This is a genomic window from Anaerococcus sp. NML200574 (genome assembly GCF_026131665.1).
GTDB lineage: Bacteria > Bacillota > Clostridia > Tissierellales > Peptoniphilaceae > Anaerococcus > Anaerococcus kampingae.
In genome coordinates, this window is the sequence record NZ_JAMXSM010000002.1 from 122,237 (window position 1) to 147,288 (window position 25,052).

General features: G+C 30.9%; 29 protein-coding genes. 28 read left to right on the forward strand and 1 reads right to left on the reverse strand.

Annotation, left to right across the window (positions count from 1 at the left end):
- Window positions 1-6 precede the first annotated feature (6 nt).
- The 25 genes from NH286_RS01540 to NH286_RS01660 all read left to right on the forward strand — a co-directional run bounded on the left by NH286_RS01540 (window position 7) and on the right by NH286_RS01660 (window position 21,819).
- Window positions 7-336 (forward strand): Asp23/Gls24 family envelope stress response protein, encoded by a 330-nt coding sequence (locus NH286_RS01540; RefSeq protein ID WP_106460337.1) that lies wholly within the window; start codon window positions 7-9, stop codon window positions 334-336.
- Window positions 336-722 (forward strand): transcription antitermination factor NusB, encoded by a 387-nt coding sequence (locus tag NH286_RS01545; protein WP_106460336.1) that lies wholly within the window; start codon window positions 336-338, stop codon window positions 720-722. The genes NH286_RS01540 and NH286_RS01545 overlap by 1 nt, the downstream gene beginning before the upstream one ends.
- Window positions 719-1,903, forward strand: coding sequence for an exodeoxyribonuclease VII large subunit (gene xseA, locus NH286_RS01550; protein ID WP_106460335.1), 1,185 nt, complete (start codon window positions 719-721; stop codon window positions 1,901-1,903). The genes NH286_RS01545 and xseA overlap by 4 nt, the downstream gene beginning before the upstream one ends.
- The gene (gene xseB, locus NH286_RS01555) at window positions 1,896-2,081 is read left to right on the forward strand and encodes an exodeoxyribonuclease VII small subunit (protein WP_106460334.1); all 186 of its coding nucleotides are present in this window, start codon (window positions 1,896-1,898) and stop codon (window positions 2,079-2,081) included. Before xseA ends, xseB begins: the two co-directional genes overlap by 8 nt.
- Window positions 2,074-2,901, forward strand: coding sequence for a polyprenyl synthetase family protein (locus NH286_RS01560; RefSeq protein ID WP_265236361.1), 828 nt, complete (start codon window positions 2,074-2,076; stop codon window positions 2,899-2,901). Before xseB ends, NH286_RS01560 begins: the two co-directional genes overlap by 8 nt.
- Before the next feature lie 8 nt (window positions 2,902-2,909).
- On the forward strand, window positions 2,910-3,362 hold the full coding sequence (locus NH286_RS01565) for an arginine repressor (protein ID WP_106460333.1): 453 nt from the start codon (window positions 2,910-2,912) through the stop codon (window positions 3,360-3,362).
- A complete protein-coding gene (gene recN, locus NH286_RS01570) occupies window positions 3,362-5,050 on the forward strand; it encodes a DNA repair protein RecN (protein WP_265236364.1) in 1,689 nt (562 codons plus the stop codon). The genes NH286_RS01565 and recN overlap by 1 nt, the downstream gene beginning before the upstream one ends.
- Window positions 5,043-5,591 (forward strand): NUDIX hydrolase, encoded by a 549-nt coding sequence (locus tag NH286_RS01575; protein ID WP_265236366.1) that lies wholly within the window; start codon window positions 5,043-5,045, stop codon window positions 5,589-5,591. Before recN ends, NH286_RS01575 begins: the two co-directional genes overlap by 8 nt.
- Window positions 5,581-6,285 (forward strand): segregation and condensation protein A, encoded by a 705-nt coding sequence (locus NH286_RS01580; RefSeq protein WP_106460330.1) that lies wholly within the window; start codon window positions 5,581-5,583, stop codon window positions 6,283-6,285. The genes NH286_RS01575 and NH286_RS01580 overlap by 11 nt, the downstream gene beginning before the upstream one ends.
- A complete protein-coding gene (gene scpB / locus NH286_RS01585) occupies window positions 6,275-6,805 on the forward strand; it encodes an SMC-Scp complex subunit ScpB (RefSeq protein ID WP_106460329.1) in 531 nt (176 codons plus the stop codon). The genes NH286_RS01580 and scpB overlap by 11 nt, the downstream gene beginning before the upstream one ends.
- Window positions 6,792-7,487, forward strand: coding sequence for a pseudouridine synthase (locus NH286_RS01590; protein WP_106460328.1), 696 nt, complete (start codon window positions 6,792-6,794; stop codon window positions 7,485-7,487). The genes scpB and NH286_RS01590 overlap by 14 nt, the downstream gene beginning before the upstream one ends.
- A 30-nt stretch (window positions 7,488-7,517) precedes the next feature.
- A complete protein-coding gene (locus NH286_RS01595; RefSeq protein ID WP_265236369.1) occupies window positions 7,518-8,729 on the forward strand; it encodes an NAD(P)/FAD-dependent oxidoreductase in 1,212 nt (403 codons plus the stop codon).
- Window positions 8,726-9,379 (forward strand): (d)CMP kinase, encoded by a 654-nt coding sequence (gene cmk, locus NH286_RS01600; protein WP_265236371.1) that lies wholly within the window; start codon window positions 8,726-8,728, stop codon window positions 9,377-9,379. Before NH286_RS01595 ends, cmk begins: the two co-directional genes overlap by 4 nt.
- The gene (locus NH286_RS01605; protein ID WP_265236373.1) at window positions 9,369-9,962 is read left to right on the forward strand and encodes a lysophospholipid acyltransferase family protein; all 594 of its coding nucleotides are present in this window, start codon (window positions 9,369-9,371) and stop codon (window positions 9,960-9,962) included. Before cmk ends, NH286_RS01605 begins: the two co-directional genes overlap by 11 nt.
- Window positions 9,962-12,034, forward strand: a complete 2,073-nt coding sequence (locus NH286_RS01610; protein ID WP_265236375.1) for a bifunctional 4-hydroxy-3-methylbut-2-enyl diphosphate reductase/30S ribosomal protein S1 — start codon at window positions 9,962-9,964, stop codon at window positions 12,032-12,034. Before NH286_RS01605 ends, NH286_RS01610 begins: the two co-directional genes overlap by 1 nt.
- Window positions 12,035-12,090: 56 nt before the next feature.
- Complete coding sequence (gene miaB, locus NH286_RS01615) at window positions 12,091-13,443, forward strand: tRNA (N6-isopentenyl adenosine(37)-C2)-methylthiotransferase MiaB (protein WP_265236377.1); 1,353 nt, start codon at window positions 12,091-12,093, stop codon at window positions 13,441-13,443.
- Window positions 13,444-13,564: 121 nt separating this feature from the next.
- A complete protein-coding gene (locus NH286_RS01620) occupies window positions 13,565-14,545 on the forward strand; it encodes a V0D/AC39 family V-type ATPase subunit (protein WP_106460322.1) in 981 nt (326 codons plus the stop codon).
- Between the two features lie 2 nt (window positions 14,546-14,547).
- Complete coding sequence (locus NH286_RS01625; protein ID WP_106460321.1) at window positions 14,548-15,441, forward strand: hypothetical protein; 894 nt, start codon at window positions 14,548-14,550, stop codon at window positions 15,439-15,441.
- Window positions 15,425-16,789: a V-type ATP synthase subunit I gene (locus NH286_RS01630; protein ID WP_414826862.1), complete on the forward strand. Its 1,365-nt coding sequence runs from the start codon at window positions 15,425-15,427 to the stop codon at window positions 16,787-16,789. Before NH286_RS01625 ends, NH286_RS01630 begins: the two co-directional genes overlap by 17 nt.
- A 17-nt stretch (window positions 16,790-16,806) precedes the next feature.
- Window positions 16,807-17,241: an ATP synthase subunit C gene (locus tag NH286_RS01635; protein WP_199792146.1), complete on the forward strand. Its 435-nt coding sequence runs from the start codon at window positions 16,807-16,809 to the stop codon at window positions 17,239-17,241.
- Between the two features lies 1 nt (window position 17,242).
- Window positions 17,243-17,479 carry a V-type ATP synthase subunit F gene (locus tag NH286_RS01640; protein WP_106460319.1) on the forward strand — a complete coding sequence of 79 codons (237 nt, stop codon included), beginning with the start codon at window positions 17,243-17,245 and terminating at the stop codon, window positions 17,477-17,479.
- 11 nt (window positions 17,480-17,490) lie between these two features.
- A complete protein-coding gene (locus NH286_RS01645; RefSeq protein WP_265213879.1) occupies window positions 17,491-18,096 on the forward strand; it encodes an ATPase in 606 nt (201 codons plus the stop codon).
- Window positions 18,080-19,822 carry a V-type ATP synthase subunit A gene (locus NH286_RS01650; protein ID WP_265236382.1) on the forward strand — a complete coding sequence of 581 codons (1,743 nt, stop codon included), beginning with the start codon at window positions 18,080-18,082 and terminating at the stop codon, window positions 19,820-19,822. The genes NH286_RS01645 and NH286_RS01650 overlap by 17 nt, the downstream gene beginning before the upstream one ends.
- Window positions 19,823-19,826: 4 nt before the next feature.
- Window positions 19,827-21,203, forward strand: a complete 1,377-nt coding sequence (locus NH286_RS01655; protein WP_106460316.1) for a V-type ATP synthase subunit B — start codon at window positions 19,827-19,829, stop codon at window positions 21,201-21,203.
- Entirely contained in the window at window positions 21,193-21,819 is a 627-nt protein-coding gene (locus tag NH286_RS01660; RefSeq protein ID WP_265213883.1) for a V-type ATP synthase subunit D, read from the forward strand. Before NH286_RS01655 ends, NH286_RS01660 begins: the two co-directional genes overlap by 11 nt.
- Before the next feature lie 25 nt (window positions 21,820-21,844).
- Here the strand turns inward: NH286_RS01660 and rodA are convergent, their stop codons facing one another.
- Complete coding sequence (rodA, locus tag NH286_RS01665; RefSeq protein WP_265236385.1) at window positions 21,845-23,011, reverse strand: rod shape-determining protein RodA; 1,167 nt, start codon at window positions 23,009-23,011, stop codon at window positions 21,845-21,847.
- A 102-nt stretch (window positions 23,012-23,113) separates the two neighbouring features.
- Between rodA and nth the strand changes: the two genes are divergently transcribed.
- The 3 genes from nth to NH286_RS01680 are packed head-to-tail and all read left to right on the forward strand — an operon-like array spanning window position 23,114 to window position 25,044.
- Entirely contained in the window at window positions 23,114-23,758 is a 645-nt protein-coding gene (gene nth, locus NH286_RS01670) for an endonuclease III (protein WP_265236467.1), read from the forward strand.
- Window positions 23,751-24,593, forward strand: a complete 843-nt coding sequence (locus tag NH286_RS01675; protein WP_265236386.1) for an HAD family hydrolase — start codon at window positions 23,751-23,753, stop codon at window positions 24,591-24,593. Before nth ends, NH286_RS01675 begins: the two co-directional genes overlap by 8 nt.
- Window positions 24,586-25,044, forward strand: coding sequence for a tRNA (cytidine(34)-2'-O)-methyltransferase (locus NH286_RS01680; RefSeq protein ID WP_106460311.1), 459 nt, complete (start codon window positions 24,586-24,588; stop codon window positions 25,042-25,044). The genes NH286_RS01675 and NH286_RS01680 overlap by 8 nt, the downstream gene beginning before the upstream one ends.
- Window positions 25,045-25,052: the final 8 nt, after the last annotated feature.

Sequence of the window (25,052 nt, forward strand, 5' to 3'; positions counted from 1 at the left end):
TATTAGATGACTAATAATTTTAAAGATGGTTCAGTTAAAATTGCTGATGAAATTCTAGATCAAATTGCAACCACAGCTGCTGAGGAAGTCTATGGAGTATATGAAGATACCTCCGAAGAAGGATTTATGCATTCACTACAAAACAAGGCTACCAAGACAAATATCAGAAAAATAGCTGGTAATCTTGTAATAGACATAGATTTATCCCTAGACAAAAATATAAACGTTAGAAAGACCGTAAAAAAAGTCCAAAAAAATGTCAAAGATGTAATAGAAACAATGACAGGCATTGGAGTTAGTAGGGTTAATATTAACGTTAATAGATTAGAAATTTGATGAACAGAAGACAACAGAGGGAGTGGGTTTTTAAGCTTATCTTCCAAGATTCAATTAACGATATAAAAGAGAATAATGATTTATTTCAAAATCATGACCTAAGTGAGAATGAAACTTATATAATTAAATCTATAGATTCATATAAAAAACATTATGATGAGATTGTAGCAAAGCTTGAAGATAGCCTATCTGCTAGATACTCTAACATAAGCAAGGTAGCAAAGTCTATAATATTTCTTTCAATAAATGAAATATATTTTTTAGATATACCAGTCTCAGTCTCAATTAATGAAGCTGTTGATCTTGCGAAAAAATATACATCAAATGATGAGTATAAGATTATTAATAAAGTACTAGGTGACATCGTTAGAAAAGATAAAAAATGAAAAAACCTCTAACAGTTAAGCAATTTAATGAATATATAAAATCAAATATTAAACACGATCCTATTTTTAGAAGAATTTTTATAAGTGGAGAGCTTTCAAATGTTAGAATCAATAACCAACACTTGTACTTCTCTCTAAAGGAAGACTCAGATTTAATAGACTGTGTAATATATTATTATGAGGATAAGGATATAACCTTTGACTTTGAACCAGGAAAGAACGTTCTTGTTAGAGGTAGCTTATCCTATAATAATTTCTCTTCAAGACTAATTATAATTGCTAGCGAAGTTGAAGATGAAGGTCTTTCCAAGACCTATCTTGAATTTTTAAAAATAAAAGAAGAATTTATAAAAAAAGGCTATTTCGACCCAAAAAATAAAAAGCCAATAGATAAATTAGTCAAAAAAATAGGCCTAATAACATCAAAAGATGGGGCTGCAATTGTAGATTTTATATCAATGATTAATTCAAGACCTAATGACATAAAAATATTTTTAAATCCTGTAAAGGTTCAAGGAGATATGTCTCCGGGCTTAATAGCACAAGGAATTAATAAATTAGATTTACTAGATCTTGATGTTATTGTCTTAACAAGAGGTGGAGGGTCAAATGAAGACCTTTCAAGCTTCAATCATAAAGAAGTTATAGAGGCCATAAATAAAGCGAAGACACCTATTATTTCAGCAATCGGCCATAATATTGATAGAACTCTATCGGATTTAGCAAGTGATTTAAGCCTTCAAACACCGACAGAAGCAGGTTCTTACCTAATAAGCTTCTATGAAGACTACCACAAAAATTTAGAAAATTTATTCAAACAAAGAACTAAAGACATAGAAAATATATTAGAAAATTATGAATTAAAATTAAAATTTCTAAAAAAACGAATCGATATTAGCAATCCTAAGCTAATCTTAGACGCTAAATCCAAAGAGATTTCTAGTTTAGGCGTAAGAATTGAGAAAACAATTAGGGATAATTTTGTTTACAATGATCATAAGCTTAAAAGCCTTTCCTTTAATTTAAAGGCAGTAGAAAAAATTATTGAATATTCAAAAAAACATATACAAATTGAACATGATAATATATTGGTTTTTTCTAAGCATTCACTTAAAGCTGATGATCTTGTAAAACTTGTATTTAGTGATGGAGAAGTAATAGCAAGGATTATTGATGGATAAATCATTTGAAGAAAATTATAAGAAAATAGAAAGCCTATTAGAAGAAATAGAAAATAACAAAGATAACTTAGATAAGAGTGTAAAACTTTATAAAGAAGCTAAAGAACTCTATAAGAAGTTAGAAGCAAGTTTAGATGACTATAGGGCTAAGGTAGAAATAATTGATAGTGATGAATAAAGAAGAATTTATTAAAATATTAAATAATAATAAGAAGGACATAGATGAAAGAGTAAGATCTTACTTTCCCAAAAAAGGTCTTATTAATGAAACAATGACCTATGCAGCAGATGGCGGCAAAAGAATAAGGGCCAGCTTGTATCTAGAAAGTAAGAAAATGTTTTCAAGCTCCCTTAGTGAGGAAGATTATAAAATGGCCTTGGCTATTGAATTAATTCATGCCTATTCTTTGGTCCATGATGACTTACCTGCCATGGATAATGATGACTATAGGAGGGGGATGGAGAGCCTTCACAAAAAATATGGTGAAGACTTAGCTATATTAACTGGAGATGCTCTTTTAAATGAAGCTGCTATTATTTTATTTGATGTTGCTATTATTAACAATACATATCTTAAATCTAGTAAGTATATAATGGAAAGAGCCTCTAAAAGGGGAATGATTCAGGGCCAAATCTTGGATTTAAGGAAAGATATCAAGGTAGATAAGTCCTATTTATTGGAGGTTTATAGCAAGAAAACCTCAGACCTTTTCAAGGCAGCATGCATTGGGGCTGCACTTTCATCAAAGGCTAGCCATAGACAAATAGAGCTTCTTTCATTATATGCTGAAAACCTAGGCCTAGCTTTCCAAATACAAGATGATTTACTTGAAGATACATATGATGATGAACTAAATATACTCAATATAATGACTAAAGAAGAAGCCATTAATCTTCTTGATTCAATTAACAAAGATGCAAGAGATGCTATTTCTAATTTTAGCCATAACGAATTTTTAACTTATCTTATAGATTATTTATCAAAACGAAGTTATTAGGGGATATTATGAAAAAATACACTAGACAAAGATTAATATTAGATATTATTCAAAATAATGATGTCAAAACTCAAAGTCAATTATCTGAGATTCTAAGAGACCAAGGAGTAAATGCTACCCAGGCTACAATCTCTAGGGATATAAAAGAACTTAGAATATCCAAGGTTCAAAGTGATGACTACGAATATAAATACACAGTAGTTGATGCGGTTTATGACACACTTACAGAAAGAATTGAAAAAATTTTCAAGGAAGCAGTCCTATCAGTAGAAAAATCTTCTCAACTTGTAGTAATAAAAACTATATCTTACTGTGCAACTGTTTGCGGACAATATATTACTAATGCAAAGCTTGAAAATGTTGGAGGTATCGTAACAGGTATAGACACAATTTTTATTACTCCAAGAGATTCAAAAACTATTGACGATTTAGTAGAAGAATTAAGAGATCTTGTAAAATAATGCTTGCCGAGCTTTATATAGATAATTTTATAATAATCAAAAAAGATCATATATTTTTTGAGGATAGGTTTAATGTAATAACTGGCGAGACTGGTTCAGGAAAGTCCATTATACTTGAAGCAATAAATTTGCTTTTAGGAAAGAGGGCTAGCAAAGATATTATCGGCAAATTTAAGGACACTACAATTATTGAAGCAGTATTTATCATAGATGAATATCAAAAATTATATCTTGAGAATAAAGATATAAGTTTTGATGATGACAAGCTTATTATTACCAGAAAAATAAGCGATAAGTCATCATCGATAAGGATAAATGGTAGACTTTCAAATTTAAATATCTTAAAAGATATAGGGGAATTTTTAATTGATATCTATAGACAAGGTGATAGCAACGTCTATATGAATAAGTCTAATTATATAAACTTAATAGATTCTTATCAAAACGACAAAGAAACTAAGTCTTTAAGAGATTCCTTGAAAGAATTATATAGAGAGAAAACAGAATTTATAAGAAAATTTCAAGACTTAGACTTAACCGATGAAGAGTTAAGCAGGGAACGAGATCTTATTGATTATCAAATAAAAGAGATTGAAGCCATAGATTTATTTAATTTAGATGAAGATGAAATAGAAAGTGAATATCAGAGGCTATCAAATATATCAAGTATGAGAGACGGCTATTATCAAATGATTGAAATCATTGACTCTGATGATTATCAAATTCCATCTATTAGTAGTTTATTAAATGAAGCTTCTTCTTCAATATCAAATTATGTAGGTATAGATAAAAAATCTGAGGACATATATGACAGACTAATATCAATATCAGATCAACTTAACGATATATATTCAGAAGCTGATTCCTATGTAGAAATTTTGTCCACTGATCCAGAAAGATTACAAGTGCTTGATGATTTAAATAAAAAACTCTTTGATCTTAAGAGGAAATATGGCAATAGCATAGATGATATCAAAGTTTATTATGAAGGAATGAAAGACCGCCTGGATGAGCTCAATCAAATTGAAGACCTAAGAATAAATATAGACTCTAAAATAGCGGATATAGATAAAAAAATGTTAGATAAGGCTGATAAGTTACATGCCATTAGAGTTAAAAAGATAAAAGAACTTGAGTCATCAATCAACAAAGAAATTGTGGAATTAAATATAAAAAATGGTAAATTTAAAGTTGACCTTAATAAGACTGATTTAATTGATAAAAATGGTTATGATGATGTAGATTTCTTGATTAGAACCAATAAAGGAGAAAACCTATCATCTTTAACCAAGACAGCATCAGGCGGTGAGATTTCGAGAATAATGCTTGCCTTTAAAGAAGTTTTTGCAAGTTTTGATGATATAGATACGATGATTTTTGACGAGATAGACACTGGAATAAGTGGGAGGACAGCACAAGTTGTTGGTGAAAAAATCTTAGATTTATCTAAGAAAAGACAAGTAATAGCTATATCTCACTTGCCACAGCTAGCTTCACTTGCTAATAACCATATACTGGTTTGTAAAAAAGATGAAAAAGATGCTACTATTTCTTACTCAAAAACAATAAAAGGGGAAGAAAGAACTCTTGAAATAGCAAGGTTAATTGCAGGTGTTGATATAACTGAAACTACTAAAAAGTCAGCAAGAGAAATTTTGGAGATGGCGGAGGAATTAAGAAATGAATGAGCAAAAATTTTATGAAAAAACCATTAAGTCAGATACAATTTATGATGGTAAAATACTTAAATTAAGAGTTGAAACCGTAGAGCTTGAAAATAAAAGGTATTCTAAAAGAGAGATAGTTGATCACCAAAAAGGTGTTGGTATCATAGCATTTGATGGTAATGACAAGATTTGGATGGTAAAACAATATAGAAAGGCAATTGATAAAATAACCTTAGAGATTCCTGCAGGATTAGTTGATCCGGGTGAGATGCCAATAGAAACAGCTAAAAGAGAATTACAAGAAGAAGTAGGATATTTACCAGAAACTATTTCCTACTTATTTGATATGCATGCTTCACCAGGATTTACAAATGATAAATTATCATTTTTCTTAGCTAAAGATTTAGTTAAATCAAGTCTTGAGCAAGATGAGGATGAGAATGTAGAAGCATGCGCAATCGAGATAAAAGAATTATATAAGATGGTGGAAAATGGTGAAATTACAGATGCCAAAACAATTATAGCGATCTTATATTGTATAAAGTTATTAAATGAAGCTTAATATTGAACTAGAGGCCTTTGAGGGGCCTTTTGACCTTTTATTAAAGCTAATTGATAAACAAAAGATTGATATATATGATGTTAAGATTGAAGATATAACAAGTCCATTTTTAGAAGAAGTAGCTAAAATGAATATAGATTTGCCTTCTCTTTCTGAGTTTATATACACATCATCTATTCTTTTAACAATTAAGGCAAACAAGCTCTTACCAAAAGAGGAAAATGAAGGCTTAGAAGAAGATTTTTTAGCATATCTAATCGAGTATAAAAAAATCAAGTCCGTCCAAGAGGATTTCAAGTATTTAGAAGAAGAAGCTCGTAAAATACATGTTAAATTTCAAGAAGATTTGACTAGCTTTGAAAAAGATGAAATAATCATTAATCAAGATATAGATATACTTTCAAGAGAATTTAAAAAGCTTCTTAATAGACTAAAAAATGAAGAAAAATCTGAATCCAGAATATTTGAGCAAGAGATAATGCCAGATGTTAATGATTACCTTATTAGCCTTAGGAAAACACTGAATTTTTCTAAAGAATTAAAGTTAAACGATATAACAAAAAGGATCATTACAAAAGCAGAATGTATAGCTACTTTCTTAGCTCTTCTAGAAATGGTAAAGCTTAAAGAGATTTATTTAAGTCAAGAAGATATTAATTCATTTAAAATAGTTAAGAGGGAAAATGACAGTTGACGAAATTAAAGGACTCATAGAAGAAATTTTATATATTTGGGGTGAACCCCTAGATTTTGCTGACCTATCAAAGATATTATTTGATATTGATAAAAAAGACATAAAAACTGCCCTTAAGGAATCTATTGAGGAGAGAAATAACAAAAATACTGGCCTAATTATTAGAAAATATGGTGACACCTATCAATTTTCTACAAGAAAGTCTACTGATAAATACTTAGAAAAATTAGTAGCCAAGTCAGAAAAAAAACTAACTAACTCAACCTTAGAAACCCTCTCTATAATTGCTTATAAGCAACCAATTACAAGGGCGGAAATAGATAAAATAAGGGGAGTTAACTCTCAATCGACAATTGATTCACTACTTGATAGGGGACTAATTGTTGAAAAGGGAAGGTTAGATAAGATAGGAAAACCAATAATATTTGGCACAACAGATGAGTTTCTAAAATATTTTTCTATATCTTCACTAGAAGATTTACCTGAAATAAAGATTGGTGATGATAATGAGAATAAATAAATATATAGCAAATACAGGCTTTACTTCTAGACGAAAAGCAGACGACTTAATCAAAGAATGTAGAGTAACGGTTAATGATAACTTAATAACTGAGCCAGGATTTAAAGTAGAAGATACTGATAAGGTTACAATCGATGGTCAATTACTTGAGTTAGAAGAGAAATTTTATATTAAACTATATAAGCCTGTTGGTTATATAACTTCTAATTTTGATCCTTATAATAAATTAGACTTAAATGACTTGTTAGAAATTGATAAGAGGTTTTATGCTGCTGGAAGACTTGATAAAGATAGCGAAGGTCTTTTGATTATTACAAATGATGGGGAATTCACCAATAATATTATTCATCCTAAATTCAAACTAGACAAAGAATATATTGTAGATGTTGATAAAACCCTTAGCAAAAAAGAAGAAAATCTTTTTATGCAAGGTCTAGATATAGGAAATGGTGAACATACATCAGATGCTTATATTAAACTAATCGGTAATAAAAAATATCAAGTCATAATTCATCAGGGATATAATAGACAGATAAGGAGAATGTTTGAATATTTTAATAGCAGTGTTAAAAGGCTTAAAAGGATAAGGATAGGAGATATTAGCCTATCTGATCTTAAAGAAAAAGACTATAAATACTTTGACAAAGAAGAAATGCTCTTTGTTAAGAAAGTTAAAAGGTAGGCAACTATCTTTTTTTGTGGGAAAAATTATATGAAAAAAATTGGAATAATCGGAGCTGGACCAGCTGGGCTTATGACAGCTATCCTTGCAAAAAACGAAAATAATGAAATATATATTCTTGAGAGGAACTCTAAAATATCTAGGAAACTCAAAATGACTGGCGGAGGAAGGTGCAACATCACAAACATGTCATTTGATGGGGATTTCCTCGATAAAGTTGTAAGAAATAAAAAATTTATCTACTCTTCCTATGCTAAATTTAATAATTATGACTTGATAGACTTTTTAGAAAATGAAGGCATTGCAACAATAGCTGAAGAAGATGGGAGGGTATTTCCTGAATCCCAACAGTCACAATGCCTTATTGACTTTTTCTATAAAAAAATAAACGACTTAGGTATAAATTTATTAACAAATACAAAAGTTGTAGATATCAAGAAGAACAAAAAGTTTATTGTAAAAACTGATAATCATAAATTTGAATTTGATAGTCTTGTTATAGCTACTGGAGGTAAGTCGTATCCTAAAACTGGATCAGATGGACTTGGATATGACCTATGCAAAAAACTTGGTCACCATATTAGCAAAATTAGCCCAGTGCTGGTTCCTATCTTCATAAAAGATAAACTTAATATCAAGGCCCTATCTTTAAAAGATGTAGGCCTTAGCCTGGAGTCTGATGAAAATTCAGTATATCAGGTTGGAGATATATTAATAAATTCTGATTTTATAACAGGACCAGTAGTCCTAAGGGCAAGTTCCTTAATAGATAATGACAAGGTAAATCATATTTATATAGATTTTTTTACAAAATACACTTATAATGAATTAGACGACCTTTTACTTGATTTAATAAATCAAAATCCCAAAAAATCTATTCTAAATATTCTAAAATCTATAATCAACGATAGCTTAGTAGGGGTAATTGGTCAAAGACTTAAAATTGATAAAGACCTAAGGGCTAGTGAGCTTAGTAGGGACTTGAGGATGCTAATAATAGAAAATTTAAAGAAATTCGAGTTAAATTTTCTTAGATTTGGCGGCTATGAATCAGCAGTTGTTACCAGGGGTGGGGTAGACTTATCTGAAATAAACCCAAGCAACATGATGTCTAAAAAAATTGATAATTTATTTTTTGTAGGCGAAATCCTTGATATAGATAGTCTTACAGGTGGCTACAATCTTCAAATCTACTTTTCTACAGCTTATGCTTGCTCACAATATATAAGGGAGAAAATATGACATATATAATAGCGATAGACGGGCCAAGTGGTTCTGGAAAATCAACAGTTTCTGAAATTTTAGCTAAAAAATTAGGAATAGAATACTTAAATACAGGCCTAATGTATAGGGCTGTTACTAAGTTTTTCTTAGATAAGGGTATGGATGAAAAAACTGATGATCAGATTTTAATAAGGTTAATTGATGAAATAGAAATCGACTTTAAGGATGAAAAATTATATCTTTTAGGAAGTGACGTTACTAAAGACCTAAGAAATGATCAAATTACAGCTAATGTCTCTTGGGTTTCAGCCAAATCCTATGTTAGGGAGAAGATGGTAGATCTTCAAAGACAAATAGCTAAAAATACATCTTTCATCCTAGATGGTAGGGATATAGGAAGTGTAGTATTTCCAAATGCTAAATATAAATTTTACTTAACTGCGTCTGCCCTAACGAGGGCTAAAAGAAGATTTGATCAGGGTGAATCAGAACTAAGTGTAGAAGAGATTGAAAAGGCAATTATAAAGAGAGATGACTATGATTCCCATAGAGAAATTTCTCCATTAAAGCTAGCAGAAGGGGCAATATTAATTGATAACTCAGAACTTAATATTGACAAAACAATTGAATTGATACTTTCGTATGTGGAGAAAACTGATGTTTTATAATTTTTTGGTTATACTTGTAAGGATTTTACTTTTTCCTTTTTATAGGATCCACGTTCATGGTAAGGAATTTATACCAAAGGATGCAAATTTTATAGCATGTGCAAATCACTGGTCTAATCTTGACCCTTTTTTCCTTGCTATATCCTTACCTATAAGATTTTATTTTATGGCAAAAAAAGAACTTTTTGAAATCCCTGTACTTAGAACTTTATTAAAAAAAGCAGGAATGTTTCCAGTAGATAGACAAGGAAATGACCTCAAGGCCTTAAGACATGCTATAAACCTAATTAAGGAAGACCATACCCTAGGAATTTTCCCTGAGGGAACCAGAGTCAAAACCATTGATAGGGAAAATATGAAAGAGGGAGTAGGATTCATAGCTTTGAAAGCTAAGGCTGATATATTGCCAATTGAGATTGTCACAAATTATAAGCTGTTCTCAAGGGTAGATATTTACGTTAAGGAACCAATGAGGATAGAAAAGTATTCAAGCCTAAAAAATAAAGAAGCGATGAAAAAAATTTCTGACCACATTTTCATAAATTTATATGAACATAGTAAAGAATTGAAAGAGAGTAGATAATGGAAATTATTATTGCAGATAATTCTGGTTTTTGCTTTGGAGTCAAAAGAAGTGTTGACCTTGCCGAAAAAGCTTTAGAATCAAAAAAAAATAAATATACTTTAGGTCCTTTAATCCACAACCCACAATTAGTGGCAGATTTCGAAAAAAAAGGACTAAAAGTTATTGATCATGAAGAGGCTCTAAAAATCAAAGATTCCTTAATAGTCATAAGAGCCCATGGAGAATACAAAAGCTTTAAAGATAAGCTTATTGCTAATGGCAACGAGCTTTATGATGCAACTTGTCCTGTTTTAAATAGTATATATAAGAAGATTTCTGATAAAGAAAAAGAAGGCTATCAGGTAATAATTGTTGGAGATAAGAAGCATCCAGAAATAATTGCTATGGAATCTTTTATAAACAATGGTATAGTAGTATCAGATGAGACTGAAGCAAAAAATATTAAGAATTATGAGAAGCTATATGTAGTTAGCCAGACTACAAATAGGTTTGAATTTTTTGTAAATATTGCTAACAAGTTAGAAGAAAATAATGATAGTGTAGTAATAGAAAACACAATATGCAATGCTACAAAATTAAGGCAAGAGTCTGCTAAAAAATTAGCGGCTTATGTAGATTGTATGATTGTAGTTGGTGGTTTTAATAGTTCTAACACAAACAAGCTATATCAAGTAGCTAGTTTGTATTGTAAAAATGTTTTAAGGATTGAAACTGTTAAAGATCTACCTTTGCAAAAGCTCTCTAAATTTAAAAAATTAGGAATAATCGCAGGTGCATCTACGCCTGATTCGATTATTAAGGAGGTAGTAAGTAGTATGGATGAATTCACAAAAGAAGAATTTATGAACAGTCTAGAGGATAGTTTAAAGAAGATTTACCCTAAAGAGGTGATCACAGGTACAGTAATCAATGTTAAAGATGATGAGGTATTTGTAGATATCCAATATCGTGCAGATGGTATTGTTAAACTAGACGAAATGACTGAAGAGGAACAAAAAGATCCTAAAAACAGTTTTGAAGTTGGTGATGATATAGACGTATTCGTTATCAAACTTGATGATGGTGAAGGTAATGTTAGCCTATCTACTAGAAGAGTAGAGGGTATGAAAGCATGGAAAGAACTTGCTGAAAAGTTTGAAAATGACGAATTAGTACATGGTAAAGTTGTTGGCTTTAACAAGGGCGGCCTAACTGTTGAAGTTAATGGTGTAAATGGTTTCGTACCTGCTAGCCAAATAGCAACTTACTTTGTAAAAAACCTTAAGAAATTTGTTGGTGAAGAATGGGATCTTAAGATCATAAGCATCGATGAAAGAAAAAATAGACTTGTTCTATCTAGAAAAGATGTACTTGAAGCAGAACTTGATGACCTTTGGGAAGATTTAGAAGAAGGCCAAGTTGTTACAGGCAAGGTAGCAAGACTAACTGACTTTGGTGCATTCGTAGAAGTTAACGGACTTGACGGATTACTTCATGTTTCAGATATCGCTTGGACAAGAGTTGAACACCCATCAGATGTCCTAAATGTGGATGATGAAATCGAAGTTAAAATCCTAAAATTAAATAAAGAAAAAAATAGAATATCTTTAGGTCGCAAACAACTTCTAGACAAACCATTTGAAAGTTTTGTAAATAGCCACAAAGTTGGTGATGTAGTTGAAGGAAAAGTAGTAAACCTACTTGACTTTGGTGCATTTGTAGAAGTAGCTGATGGTGTAGAAGGTCTTGTTCATGTTTCAGAAATTTCTTGGGATCACGTTGAAAAACCATCTGATGAGCTTACAGTTGGTGACACAATCGAAGTAAAGATAATCTCAATAGATACTGAAGATGAAAAAGTCGGTCTTAGCATTAAAGCTTTAAAAGAAGCTCCAGAAAGACCAGAAAGAAAACCAAGAAGACAAGCTAGAACTAACGATAGACCAAGAAGAAAAGTAGAAAAAGATAATTCTTCTTCATCATTTGGTGATGATGACCTAAATAACAACCTTGGAGATATGCTTGCACAAGCTCTATCAGCACAAGGTTCAGAAGATTTACTTGGATCTATTGAAGAAGACGCTGAGTAAGATTAATAAAAATGGAGATGATTTTTATCATCTCTTTTTTTACTTAAAGGAGGAACATGTCTGACAAATTAGATAAATACAAAGATTTCTTTAGAGGAAAGACCTACAATATAACAACCTTTGGCTGCCAAATGAATGAGCATGATACTGAAAGAATATCCTATATCCTAGAAGATTTGGGTTATAGATATGAAGAGGATAGGAATAAGGCAGATTTTATCTTATTCAATACATGCTTAGTAAGAGAAAATGCAGAGCTAAAGCTATATGGTCAAGTTTCATCATTAAAGAAACTGAAAAAAGAAAATCCCGAAAAAATAATTGCTGTATCAGGATGTATGATGCAAACTGAAGTAGCTAGAAATGTTATAATTGATAAACATAAGGAAGTAGATATCATCTTTGGTACTAAAAACATCAACTCCCTTAAGGATTTAATCTTTAGATATCTTGAAACAAATGAAAGAGTCGTCGATATATCAACAGATAATGTAAAAGATGATTTTGTAAAATATAACACCCCAAATGATTTTCAAGCCTATGTAAATATAATGACCGGTTGTGATAATTTCTGTTCCTATTGCATAGTTCCTGAATCAAGAGGTAGGGAAGAATCAAGACGCCCTTCATCAATTATAGAAGAGGTAGAATATTTGGTTAACAATGGCTATAAAGAAATAACCTTACTTGGTCAAAATGTTAATTCTTATGGCAACAAAGCCGATTTCAAACACACATTCCCAGAGCTTTTAGAAAAGGTTGCTCAAATACCAAATCTTAAGAGACTTAGGTTTACAACAAGTCATCCAAAAGATTTATCCGATGAGCTTATAGCAGTAATAAAAAGAAATGACAATATATGTAAGTATTTCCACTTGCCACTTCAATCTGGTTCATCAAAGGTTCTAAAGGACATGAATCGTCGTTATGACCAGGAAAAGTACCTTGAAAGGGTTAGAAAACTAAAAGAAGAAATACCAGATATAGCTATTTCAACAGATATAATAGTAGGCTATCCTACAGAAACAGAAGAAGATTTTAAAGAAACACTTAAGGTATGTGATACAGTAGGTTACGACACAGCCTTTACTTTCAAATATTCACCTAGGCCAAAGACAAGGGCTGCAAAACTTACTCCATTAGATGATGATGTAATCCAAGATAGATTTGATAGGCTTTTAGATGTCTTATATCCACATTTTTATGAAAAGAATAAGACTTATATAGGTAAAACTGTAGAGGTATTATTAGAATCAGAAAGTAAAAATAATCCTGAAGTTCTTACAGGTAGAACTGATGATTTCAAGTTAGTTCATGTGAAAGCCGATAAGAGTTTAATTGGAGAATTTGTAAAAGTAAAAATAAATGACAATACATCCTTTACAATATCAGGAGACTTAGTTGAATAGTCCAGCCTTAGCTGGGCTTAAGTCCTTTTCCAGATATATATAAATGATATTAGTTATTTAAAAAGCTTTTTTTATAAAAGAATTTAAGGTACAATATGTTAATGTCAGGAAAGGAGGTTTTATGAAAGATGTTTCTGTAAAAGCTAAGGCTAAATTGGGGAAACTTTTAGATGATTATTTGCTAGAAAGAACTATAAATGAGAATGATTTTGATAGAAAAATCTCATATTTAAAGAAAAATTATGAATTTCTATCAGCTGATGATGATAAACTAATTGTTGAAGAAAAATTAAATAATTATTTTTTCAAGCAAGTAAGGTCAATTGACTTCTTTTTAAGAGGCTTAGATAAGAAATTTTATGAATTATATTTCTCAATTTACAAAATTTATTTGATACAAGAAATAATTACAAGTATACTGAATGATTCTTTATCAGATAACTATAAATACTTCGTAAACAGCCCGTTTTTTGAAGGAATGGAGCTATCAGCTAGTTTTTCTTTACATGATTTTGTTGAATCTATTAAAGATAAACATATAAAAAGGGTCTTGGAGCCGTTTTTAAATGAAAATATGGATCAAGACCAATTGATATTTTTATCTTCTAATGCTCTTATAAAATTGTATTATAGAGACTTACTAAAAATGAGCGAAAAGTTCCCTAGCAATGATTATAAGTACATCAACAGATATATAGCTGAAGAAATCAACTTGTTGAATTTTGAAATGCTTTACAGGTTAAAATCTTTTTTTGAAATAAATAATAACGAAGTTTTTAACTATCTTATAGAGGGTGGATATCTGTTTAATGCAGACAGACTTAGAGAGATATCTAATCTCAATAAGGACGAATTTATAGAGTATTTTTCTGATAGTAGGTATAAAAATATTTTTGAAAATGAAGATTTGGTTTATAAAAGGATACAAGATAGAAGATGGAAGAATTCTAGAGATGAAATAATCAGTGAGAATTGTGACATCCTTTATGTTATCTCTGCAATAAATCTTTTATACTTGGATATTAAAAATATTATTTCCATACTAGAGATGGATGGACGATATGATTACAATCAGAAAAGAGAATTGTTAATAGGAAGGTAGATATGGCAGTAGAAAAAATGAACCTAGTTAATATTACATCCAGACTAGAAAATCTTACCGATTTATTAAAGGATGTAATAAATATAGGTCAAATCGAACCAATTGATGCTTTTGGTCAAGTGGCTAGTAGAGCTTTCTCTGTCAAGGCTAGTAGCGAAAATGTCGAACTGACTGAGGATATGAATAGTATTACAAGCTTTCAAGGTCTTAGCAAAGAAGAACTTGAAAAACTTGATTATCTAAAGAAATTCTTTGATATTAAAGATGATGAAAAAATCGGTAAAATAACTAAAGTTATTGAGAAAGATGAACTTGACAGACTCTATACTAGACTTGAGCCGATGATTAAAAGACGAGAAAGCCTTGTTGAAGAAAAAGAAAAATTATTAACTTATAAAAATAATTTGGAGATTCTAAATAGGGCAGATGTTGATATTGATAAGATTAAGCACTTAAACTATTTCGATTTTAGATATGGCGAGGTGACAAAAGATGGTAGATTTATTCTAAAAAATAACTACGAAAATATACCATCACTAATCATCCACTTAAACGATGAAGATACTAAAAGTGCTGATGCGATTAACACTTTGATTGAGCTAGACAATAAAACTAGTGAAAGAAGAAGAAGTGTTGATGCTATAATTGAAAATGAAAAAGCTGAAAGCTTAAAAGTTGCTAATAAGATTGATCAAACCTATCTTGAAAAAATTACAAGAGAAGTTGCGGAGTTAAATAAAAACAACGATGAAGAAATAAGCAAAGAAGCTAGTGAAATTAAAAAATCTTTTTCTGACAAGAAATCTAGCATTGAAAGCCTATACAAGGATGAGGTTGACATGCTCGTAGATGAAGCATTCGAAAAAATAATCAAGGAGGATGGCAATGACAGATAAAATAAAAAACTCTAAAGAAAATTATCTATTAGTCTATCCAAAACAGGTTAGTGAAGATATAGGTAGGGCTGTAAACACAATGGGCTTTATCGATATGGAACTTCCTGATGAGAATCTTGATACAATAAATGCTAAGTTAAGTAGTATAGGAAAGGAATTAGATAATCTAGAAAAAGATATCAAAGATTTTAAGGATAATAACGAAGAAACTTTCGAATCTTTACCAAGTACTGCTGAATACTATGAAAAAAGCGAAAATATCATTAGTAAGATGGCCAAGGGTGAAAAATATTTATACTTAACTGGTTGGGTTCCAAATTCTAAGGTAAAAGAATTTGAATCTTTATCCAAAAAATACGACAAAACAAACGTAGAAGTAAAAAAAAAATATAATCAAGAGCCACCAACAAAGTTAAGAAATAACAAGCTCTTTAGACCCTTCGAATTCCTAGTAAATATGTATGGAGCACCTAATTATAACGAAATTGACCCAACTCCATTTTTCGCAGTAACTTATATGCTCCTCTATGGAATGATGTTTGGTGATTTAGGACAAGGTTTAGTTTTTATTCTTCTAAGCTTTTTTGTAGATAAGATTAATAAAACCTTCGGATCACTAATAAGAAGAATTGGATTTTCTGCTTGTTTCTTTGGTTTGATGTATGGATCATTTTTTGGAATAGAGACATTGATTCCTACATTATTGATTAAACCATTTGATAATATCATGAAAGTCCTTATAGCATCAGTAGCCTTTGGTATAATGCTACTTGTAATTGCATATTGTCTAGGTATTTATAACAAATTAGTAAAACAAAAAAATATCGAAGAAGGAATCTTTGGTAAGGAAGGCCTTGCAGGACTCTTGATGATGATTTCATTTGTTTTATTAATACTTAACATTGTAAAAGTAAATCCACTTCCAATGCCTTTTGCTCTTTGTCTGTTGATTCTATCAATAATAATGATAGTATTTTCTAAACCAATATCAGCTAAAATTGAAAAAAGAGATGAGGTCTTTGAATCAAGTGCCTCAGATTATTATGTTGAAAGTTCATTTTCAATAATAGAAGCCTTGCTTTCAGTATTTTCAAATCTTGTTTCATTTACTAGGGTTGGAGCCTTTGCTATCAACCACGTTGGTCTATACATGGCCTTTGAAGTTATGAGCAAACTTGTTGGTGGTGGAATTTTTGGAATAATAATATTAATATTTGGTAATGTTTTAATCATTGGCCTTGAAGGAATGATTGTCTTTATCCAAGGTCTAAGACTAGAATTTTATGAAATGTTTAGTAAGTATTATCAAGGAAACGGTCGTAAATTTAGACCAATTAAGGAAAACTAATTTAAAAGGAGAAGAATATGATTAAATATACAGCATTACTTGCACTAGCAGTTGTCATTATGACAATTTATTCAGGTTTATACCTACTAAAAAATAACGAAGATAGCTCAAAAGCAAAAATAAAAAAAGCATTAAAGATAAATTTATTTACCTTTGTACCACTAATGTTGATGATTATGGTATTAATTCTTCCATCAACATCAAAAGCAGCAGGAGAAGCTGCAGCTGCAACAGCTACAGCAAGCGATGGACTTAAATATATAGGTGCAGCTCTATCTACAGGACTTGCTACAATCGGTACTGGTTATGCAGTTGGTACAGTAGGATCTGCAGCACTTGGCGCAATTTCTGAAGACCAATCAATACTTGGTAGAACAATCATCTTTGTTGGTCTTGCTGAAGGTATTGCAATCTTTGGTGTAATTATTTCAATCCTAATCCTATACGCATAAAATGAAAGCAAAGATTCTAACTGATTCAAACAACTTGCTTACAATGTTTCGTCTTGGAGCTATTGAAGCAAGCTTGGTTGATGAGAATAATTTTGAAGAGGAATTTAGGAATTCATACAAGGATGAGAATCTTGCTATATTGATAATTACAAGATCAGTTTATAATAAAAATAATAATAGGATTGATAATTATAGAAGAGATTACACAATGCCTTTAATTGTAATTATTGATGGCTGAAAGGATTGATTATGCTAGACTTAGAAGCAAAACTATCAAGTTTTAGAAAGATGGTTTGGGATGAAGAAAAGATAAAAACGGATGAGGAATTATTCCTATCAACCGAAAAGAATTCATCCTATATCGATAATAAGAATAAACAAAGAAGTCAAGAATTTGAAGAAAAACTTAAAGATCGTAAAAACTTTCTAAAAATAAGAAAAAACGAAGAAATATCAAAAATTAAGCAAGAAGAAAAAAATAACTTTTTTGCTTACAAGGAAGAATTGCTTGATGATTTTTATAATAGATTAATTAGTAAACTAAGGGCATATAAACAAACAGATGCTTATAAAAAATCTTTATCTACTGAAATAAAAATGGTTATGAAAGAACTTTCTTTATCAGAAGATGAGATTGTAGTATGTGTGTTAGAAGATGACTTAGCTTTAATAGATTTTAAAAATAAGCAAGCGATGGATAACACTTATATAGGTGGCTTTATACTAAAAGATATCAATAATGAATTCAGATATAATTTTAGCTATAAAGAAAGAATTAGAGATAAAAAATATGAATTTGGTAAAAAATTATACCAAGTTCTTGAAAGTGAGCGTTTTAATGAATCCAATAATTAAAACAATTAATGGACCTGTTGTTTATGCTCAAAACGCAAGAAGCCTTAAAATTAGAGAGATGGTTTCAGTTGGTAATTTAAAACTAATTGGGGAAGTTATTTCCGTTGAAGGTGACCTTGCAACTATTCAGGTATACGAGGATACATCAGGTCTAAAAGTAGGAGAGGATATCATCTCTACATCAATGCCTTTATCAGTCAGACTAGGTCCTGGTCTATTAGGAAATATGTTTGATGGTATAGAAAGACCTCTTAAAGATATAATGGATAAACACGGAGCCTTTATACCATCCGGTATTGGTTTTGACAACCTTGATCTTGAAAAAGAATGGGATGTTAAAATTAAATTTAAAAAAGGTGACAAGATTAAAAAAGCAGATATTTACGCCACTATAAAAGAGACAGAAGTAATAGAGCATAGACTAATGTCTAGCTTTACTGGTGTAATAGTTGAAGCTAAGGAAGATGGTAAATATAAGCTTGAAGATACCATACTAAAGGTAGAAAATGATGAAGGTGTTTTTGACCTTAAACTTTACCAATATTGGCCTGTAAGAAATCCTAGGCCAGTTAAAAAAGCCATAACCTTACAAAATATTTTAGTTACTGGCCAAAGGGTATTAGATGTATTTTTCCCAATAGCAAAGGGAGGTACAGTTGCAATTCCTGGAGGATTTGGTACAGGTAAGACAATGCTTCAACACCAGCTTGCCCAATATTCTGATGTTGATATCATAGTATATATTGGTTGTGGTGAAAGAGGGAATGAGATGACTCAGGTACTTGAGGAATTCCCAGACCTGATCGACCCAAATACAGGTAAGGACCTTATGCAAAGGACAATCCTGATTGCTAACACTTCAAACATGCCAGTTGCTGCAAGAGAGGCAAGTATATATACAGGTATAACTATCGCAGAATACTATAAGGATATGGGCTATGATGTGGCTCTAATGGCAGATTCTACTTCTAGATGGGCAGAGGCATTAAGGGAAATTTCCGCAAGGCTAGAAGAGATACCTGCAGAAGAGGGCTATCCTGCCTATCTTGCATCAAGACTTTCCAAATTTTATGAAAGAGCTGGATATTTCGAAAACCTAAATGGAACAAAAGGTTCAGTAACCTTAATAGGGGCTGTATCTCCATCGGGTGGAGACTTTTCAGAACCAGTAACTGAAGCAACCAGACGTTCTGTAAATGTGTTTTTAGGTCTTGATAGGAAACTTGCTTATTCAAGACATTACCCAGCTATAAACTGGCTAACTTCATATACTAACTACTTAGAAAAGATGCAAGACTACTACAAAGAGCATTACAATTCTGATATTATCGCTATAAGAAATAAACTTATGAATGTATTGATTTCTGAAGAAGAAGTTAAATCAATAATGATGTTAGTTGGATCAGATGCCTTATCAGATGAACAAAAAAATACCCTAGATGTGGCCGCCCTAATTAGAAATGGTTTCCTACAACAAAATGCTTATAACGCTATAGATAAGTATGTGCCTGTGGATAAGCAAATTATGATGCTTGATATAATAGATAAATACAATAATCTAAGTAACAAAGCTCTTAAAGATGGCATTTCATATAAACAGATTTATAATTCTGACTTATTAAATGAAATAAGCCAGATGAAATACAATGTTGAAAATGATAAATTAGAAAAGCTTAACCAGCTAGGCTCTAAAATTGAGAATTATTTTGCTAATTTGAGGGGGTAAGCTGTTGAGAAAAGAATATACAAAAATCAAAAAAATAGAATCTTCTATCATAGAAATTGAAAAAGTAAGCGACATAGCCTACAATGCCCTAGTTTCTGTTCATGCAGCAGGAATGGAATTTGTAGGATCAGTTGTAATGGTTGATGATGATACTGTAACAATTGAGGTTTATGCAAATACAGATAATTTCTCTGTAGAAGATATTGTTGTTAGTTTCTACGAAAAACCATTAGAATTACCTCTCAATGAGAGTATTCTAGGTAGGACTTTTAATGGTATAGGTCAACCTATTGACAATGGTGGAGACATTTATTCAGAAGAAACATATCCTGTCGAAGGTCTTGCACTAAATCCAGTTGCAAGGGAATATCCAAGAGACTTCATTCAAACAGGAATTTCTGCTATTGATACCTTGACCACCCTAATCCGTGGCCAAAAATTGCCGATTTTTTCAGGATCGGGTCTGCCACATAACGAAATTGCAGCTCAAATTATTAGACAAGCTAAACTAAAAACTGATGAAGACTTTGCCTTTGTCTTTGCTGCTATGGGTATTAAAAAAGATGAGGCAATGTTCTTTGAAGATGCTTTTTCTAAAGCTGGAGTAAAAGACAAGCTAGTAATGTATCAAAACTTAGCCGATTCACCAATAATGGAAAGACTTCTTGCTCCAAAATGTGCCCTTACAGCTGCTGAATACCTTGCCTACAAGAAAGGCTACCACGTGCTTGTAATCATAACCGATATGACAAGTTATTGTGAGGCCCTACGTGAAGTATCTTCTATAAGAGGAGAGATACCTTCAAGAAAGGGCTATCCAGGTTATCTTTATTCAAATCTAGCTAGTCTTTATGAAAGGGCAGGTATGATTGAGGGAGTGAAAGGTTCTGTAACCCTTATTCCAATCCTAACCATGCCTAATGATGATATCACTCACCCAGTTCCAGACTTGACTGGTTATATTACAGAAGGACAAATAGTAATAGATAGGAACCTTTCAAGTAAGGGAGTCTACCCACCAATAAATGTCTTGCCTTCTTTATCAAGACTTATGAAAGATGGCATTGGTGAGGGCTATACAAGAAGTGATCATGAAGATGTAATGAACCAATTATATGAATCATATTCCAAGGTCATAGATGTTAGAAACATTGCACAAATTGTCGGTGAGGATGATTTGTCAGAAGTTGATAAGAAATACCTAGAATTCGGTGATGTATTTGAAAGCAAATTTCTATCACAAGATCAAAGTGAAAATAGAGAACTTGAAGAAAGTTTAGATTTAGCTTGGGATATATTAAAAATATTACCAAGAAACGAACTTCACAGGGTATCTGAGAAAAATCTTGATAAATTTATAGGTAAGACTGATGAACAATGAGCAAATAGCAAGTAAAGCCAATCTAATAAAAGCTAAGGAAGAACTAAAGCTATTAGATGTTGGTCTTGATATTCTAGATAAAAAAAGAAAAGCCTTAATGAATGCTCATGAGAGTAAAATTAAGGATAGGGATGCTTTAAATAAAAAAGTAAACCAAACAATGAATGAAGTAAGTCATAATTTCAATAAAGCTATGACAAGTATAGGCCAGGCTAAGCTAGAAAATTTAGCCGGTCTTATACCGATTGATAATTCAATAGAAACAAAAAATACAAAATTCATGCAGACTGACATAGCAGAAATAAGATTTACTCCTAAGAAATTATCTTTATCTTATTCATTTTATCAGACAAATTCTCTATTTGATGAAGCTTTAATAGCTTTTAATAAATTAAAAGCAGATATTTTTAAATTAGCAGAGCTTGATAGTACAATAAATAACTTGGAAATAGAAATAAGAAAATCAAATAAAAAAGTTAATTCTTTGGAAAAAATACAGATACCACAAAAGTCAGAACTTATCAAAAGTATTTCTCAAAGTATTGAAGAAAAAGAAAGAGAAGAATTCTCTAAAACAAAAATTGTTAAAAGAAATAAAGAAAAAAAGTCATCGTAAAATATTACGATGGCTTTTTACTTTATTATTTTCTTTTAGATGGTCTAACCATTGTAACTTCAAGAGGTGAAACTCGATTATTATCAACAATACCATCATCATACTGGGTCTTTTGCATAGATGATGAAAGTGCCAGTCCCACACAAGATAAGATAATTAACTGGAAGGTACCTCCATTTGAAAAGAATGGAAGAGGTATACCCGTAACAGGCATAAGTCCTATAGTCATTCCGATATTTTCAAAAACGTGTATGAAGATTAATCCAGCAATTCCTGTTACAAGTAGGCTTATAAAAGTATTATTTGAAGTTTTTGCAATTAATACAAGTCTAAGTATTAAGATTGTAAAAAGAACTAGCATGATAATTGCTCCAACATAACCAAGTTCTTCAGCTAAGACTGAAAAAATAAAGTCTGTTTCTTTCTCGGGTATATAACCATATTGAGATTGGCTTCCGTTAAGGTATCCTCTTCCACCAATCATACCAGATCCTATAGCTATCATACCTTGTTGTTGCTGCCAGTTCGATCCTGATGTATCTCTATTAGGATTTAGGAAGTTTTCAATCCTATCAGCCCTAAAGCCACTCAGATTTGTAAGAAGTATTATTCCTACCACAAGACCAATAGCAAGTAAAATTCCAATCCACTTCCAAGAGATTCCTACTATAAATATCATTGCAGCTATAAAAAACAAATATACCATGGATGTTCCAAAATCTGGCTGCAAAAGTATAAGGAATATTGGAAAGCCGGCAAATAAGATAGTCAAAACAAGAGTCTTTATAGAGTTTATCGAATATTTATATTTATCTAGAAAGGCTGCTAGGCAAAATATCAAAATAATTTTAGCTATTTCAGCTGGCTGAAAGGAAAAAGATCCAATATATATCCAGCTTCTAGCTCCCCATTCATCAAGACCTCTACCTAAAAATAGCGTTGATATTAGCATTATAATCATTCCAGAATACATAATCATATAGGGCTTCTTAATAACATCTAAATCAATTGTACAAAGTGCACCTATAATCAAAAATCCCAATATTGTAGCAAAAATCTGAGTTTTAATAGCGCTCAGATTGCCGCCATAAGCTGAGTACAAAACTACTAATCCGTAGACAGAAAGACAAATCGTTACCAATAGTAAAATTATATCAAAGTCTTTAAAATTTTTCTTTTTTAAATTAAACATATTATCACTCCAATTCTTATTTATTATATAGCAGATGATGAACAAAAACAATTCTTAGCAGGCAAAAATAAGTAAAGTATAATAATTGGGAAAGTTGGTGATATTATTTTATCTAAAAATGACATAAAAAAAGTATTAGATCTTCTAGATATAATGTATCCAGATGTGGATCATTCGATGCTTGACTTTACAACACCCTTTGAGCTTTTGGTGGCAACGATACTTTCTGCCCAAGCTACAGACGTTAGTGTAAATAAAGTGACAAAGGAAATGTTTAAAGAAGCAAATACACCAGAAGATTTTGCAAACATGGATATAAAGAAACTAGAAAATTATATTAGATCTATTGGTATATACAGAAATAAAGCGAAAAATATACAAGCTGCAAGCAAAATTCTTATTAATGATTATAATTCAATAGTACCAAAAGATAAAAAAGAATTACAAAAACTACCTGGAGTAGGTAGAAAGACAGCTAATGTTGTTGTATCAAATGCTTATGGGATTCCAGCTATTGCAGTAGATACACATGTATTTAGGGTTTCTAATAGGATTGGTCTTGCTAATGCTAATAATGTTGATAAGACAGAAGACCAATTAGAAAAAAATATAGAGCAGTCAAGGTGGACAAAAACTCACCATCAAATAATTACTCATGGTAGGGCCTTATGCAAGGCTAGAAATCCACTATGTGAAGAATGCCAATTAAATAAATTATGCGAATATTACAGGAGGCAAAATGATTAAATTATTTGCTTTCGATATTGATGGAACCTTGCTAGATTCCTCTATTAAAATGCCAGATAATAATATAAAAGCCCTTAGAAAATTAAATGATTCAGGTATCAAGACAATTTTCGCTAGTGGAAGAGTCTTATCATCTATAAAATATTATCAAAAAATAATAGGTTATGATAATCCAATAGTAGCTACAAACGGCTCTATGATTGCTCTTGCATCTAATGATATTTATAAAACATACTATATTGATGACGATATTTTAAAAGAATTATTCGAATTTTGTAAAGAACTAAAACTTGAATTTCATTTTTATGATGAAGAAAATTATTATACAAATAGGGTAAATTTGGATAGAATCAAACATCTTAAAATTGATAATAATTATGGAATGAATTACCAAGTGGATTTGATAATAAAAGAAGACCCAGTTTCTTATCTATTATCTCAAGGTAAGTCTGCTAATAAATTTCAAATTTCAGGTATAGATAAAAATAAACTTAGTAAAGAAGAAATCGTTTCAAAGGTGAATGAGAAGTTTGCTGATAAACTTTATATAACATCTTCCGGTTCAAACCTTATTGAACTATCAAATAAAAATTCTAGCAAATGGAATTCAATAAGTGAGATTTGTGAGATTTTGGGTATAAGTATAGAAGAGGTAGCTGCTATAGGTGATTCATACAACGATATTCCTATGGTGAAAAATGCTAAGCTTGGTTTTGCTATGGGCAATGCCAATGAAACTCTAAAAAAATATGCTGATATAATTGTAGGAGATAATGACTCCTCAGGAATTGTAGAGGCTTGTGATTATGTTCTGAGGTTAAATAAAAATGTATAATGTCGTTTTATTAATGCCAGAGCATCCTGGTAATGTTGGTAACATAGCAAGAACTTGTGTCTTAACAGAGTCACGATTGCATTTAGTAAGGCCTTTCAAATTCAACTTATCAGATAAATACCTTAAAAAGGCTGGTATAGATTATTGGGATAAGGTAGATTTAGTTATTCATGACAGTTTGGAAGAATTTTTATCCTATCTTGATGGAAAAAACTTTTATTTAGTTGAAACACCAAGTAAGCAAAAATATACCGATATAAATTTTAAGGATGGTGATTTTTTGATATTTGGAAGGGAAAAGGAAGGGATTGATTCTAACTTACTTGAGAGATATCAGGACAAAATCATAACTATACCGATGACAAAAAAGCTTAATAGATCGCTTAATCTTGCTAATTCAGTTTCAATAGTGGTCTATGAAGCCTTAAGACAAGTAGATTTTAATTTTTAAAGGAGATA

Coding starts and splice junctions, on each gene's coding strand:
- NH286_RS01540 (WP_106460337.1), top strand. CDS start 7: ATGACTAATAATTTTAAAGATGGTTCAGTTAAAATTGCTGATGAAATT.
- NH286_RS01545 (WP_106460336.1), top strand. CDS start 336: ATGAACAGAAGACAACAGAGGGAGTGGGTTTTTAAGCTTATCTTCCAA.
- xseA (WP_106460335.1), top strand. CDS start 719: ATGAAAAAACCTCTAACAGTTAAGCAATTTAATGAATATATAAAATCA.
- xseB (WP_106460334.1), top strand. CDS start 1,896: ATGGATAAATCATTTGAAGAAAATTATAAGAAAATAGAAAGCCTATTA.
- NH286_RS01560 (WP_265236361.1), top strand. CDS start 2,074: ATGAATAAAGAAGAATTTATTAAAATATTAAATAATAATAAGAAGGAC.
- NH286_RS01565 (WP_106460333.1), top strand. CDS start 2,910: ATGAAAAAATACACTAGACAAAGATTAATATTAGATATTATTCAAAAT.
- recN (WP_265236364.1), top strand. CDS start 3,362: ATGCTTGCCGAGCTTTATATAGATAATTTTATAATAATCAAAAAAGAT.
- NH286_RS01575 (WP_265236366.1), top strand. CDS start 5,043: ATGAATGAGCAAAAATTTTATGAAAAAACCATTAAGTCAGATACAATT.
- NH286_RS01580 (WP_106460330.1), top strand. CDS start 5,581: ATGAAGCTTAATATTGAACTAGAGGCCTTTGAGGGGCCTTTTGACCTT.
- scpB (WP_106460329.1), top strand. CDS start 6,275: ATGACAGTTGACGAAATTAAAGGACTCATAGAAGAAATTTTATATATT.
- NH286_RS01590 (WP_106460328.1), top strand. CDS start 6,792: ATGAGAATAAATAAATATATAGCAAATACAGGCTTTACTTCTAGACGA.
- NH286_RS01595 (WP_265236369.1), top strand. CDS start 7,518: ATGAAAAAAATTGGAATAATCGGAGCTGGACCAGCTGGGCTTATGACA.
- cmk (WP_265236371.1), top strand. CDS start 8,726: ATGACATATATAATAGCGATAGACGGGCCAAGTGGTTCTGGAAAATCA.
- NH286_RS01605 (WP_265236373.1), top strand. CDS start 9,369: ATGTTTTATAATTTTTTGGTTATACTTGTAAGGATTTTACTTTTTCCT.
- NH286_RS01610 (WP_265236375.1), top strand. CDS start 9,962: ATGGAAATTATTATTGCAGATAATTCTGGTTTTTGCTTTGGAGTCAAA.
- miaB (WP_265236377.1), top strand. CDS start 12,091: ATGTCTGACAAATTAGATAAATACAAAGATTTCTTTAGAGGAAAGACC.
- NH286_RS01620 (WP_106460322.1), top strand. CDS start 13,565: ATGAAAGATGTTTCTGTAAAAGCTAAGGCTAAATTGGGGAAACTTTTA.
- NH286_RS01625 (WP_106460321.1), top strand. CDS start 14,548: ATGGCAGTAGAAAAAATGAACCTAGTTAATATTACATCCAGACTAGAA.
- NH286_RS01630 (WP_414826862.1), top strand. CDS start 15,425: ATGGCAATGACAGATAAAATAAAAAACTCTAAAGAAAATTATCTATTA.
- NH286_RS01635 (WP_199792146.1), top strand. CDS start 16,807: ATGATTAAATATACAGCATTACTTGCACTAGCAGTTGTCATTATGACA.
- NH286_RS01640 (WP_106460319.1), top strand. CDS start 17,243: ATGAAAGCAAAGATTCTAACTGATTCAAACAACTTGCTTACAATGTTT.
- NH286_RS01645 (WP_265213879.1), top strand. CDS start 17,491: ATGCTAGACTTAGAAGCAAAACTATCAAGTTTTAGAAAGATGGTTTGG.
- NH286_RS01650 (WP_265236382.1), top strand. CDS start 18,080: ATGAATCCAATAATTAAAACAATTAATGGACCTGTTGTTTATGCTCAA.
- NH286_RS01660 (WP_265213883.1), top strand. CDS start 21,193: ATGAACAATGAGCAAATAGCAAGTAAAGCCAATCTAATAAAAGCTAAG.
- rodA (WP_265236385.1), bottom strand. CDS start 23,011: ATGTTTAATTTAAAAAAGAAAAATTTTAAAGACTTTGATATAATTTTA.
- NH286_RS01675 (WP_265236386.1), top strand. CDS start 23,751: ATGATTAAATTATTTGCTTTCGATATTGATGGAACCTTGCTAGATTCC.
- NH286_RS01680 (WP_106460311.1), top strand. CDS start 24,586: ATGTATAATGTCGTTTTATTAATGCCAGAGCATCCTGGTAATGTTGGT.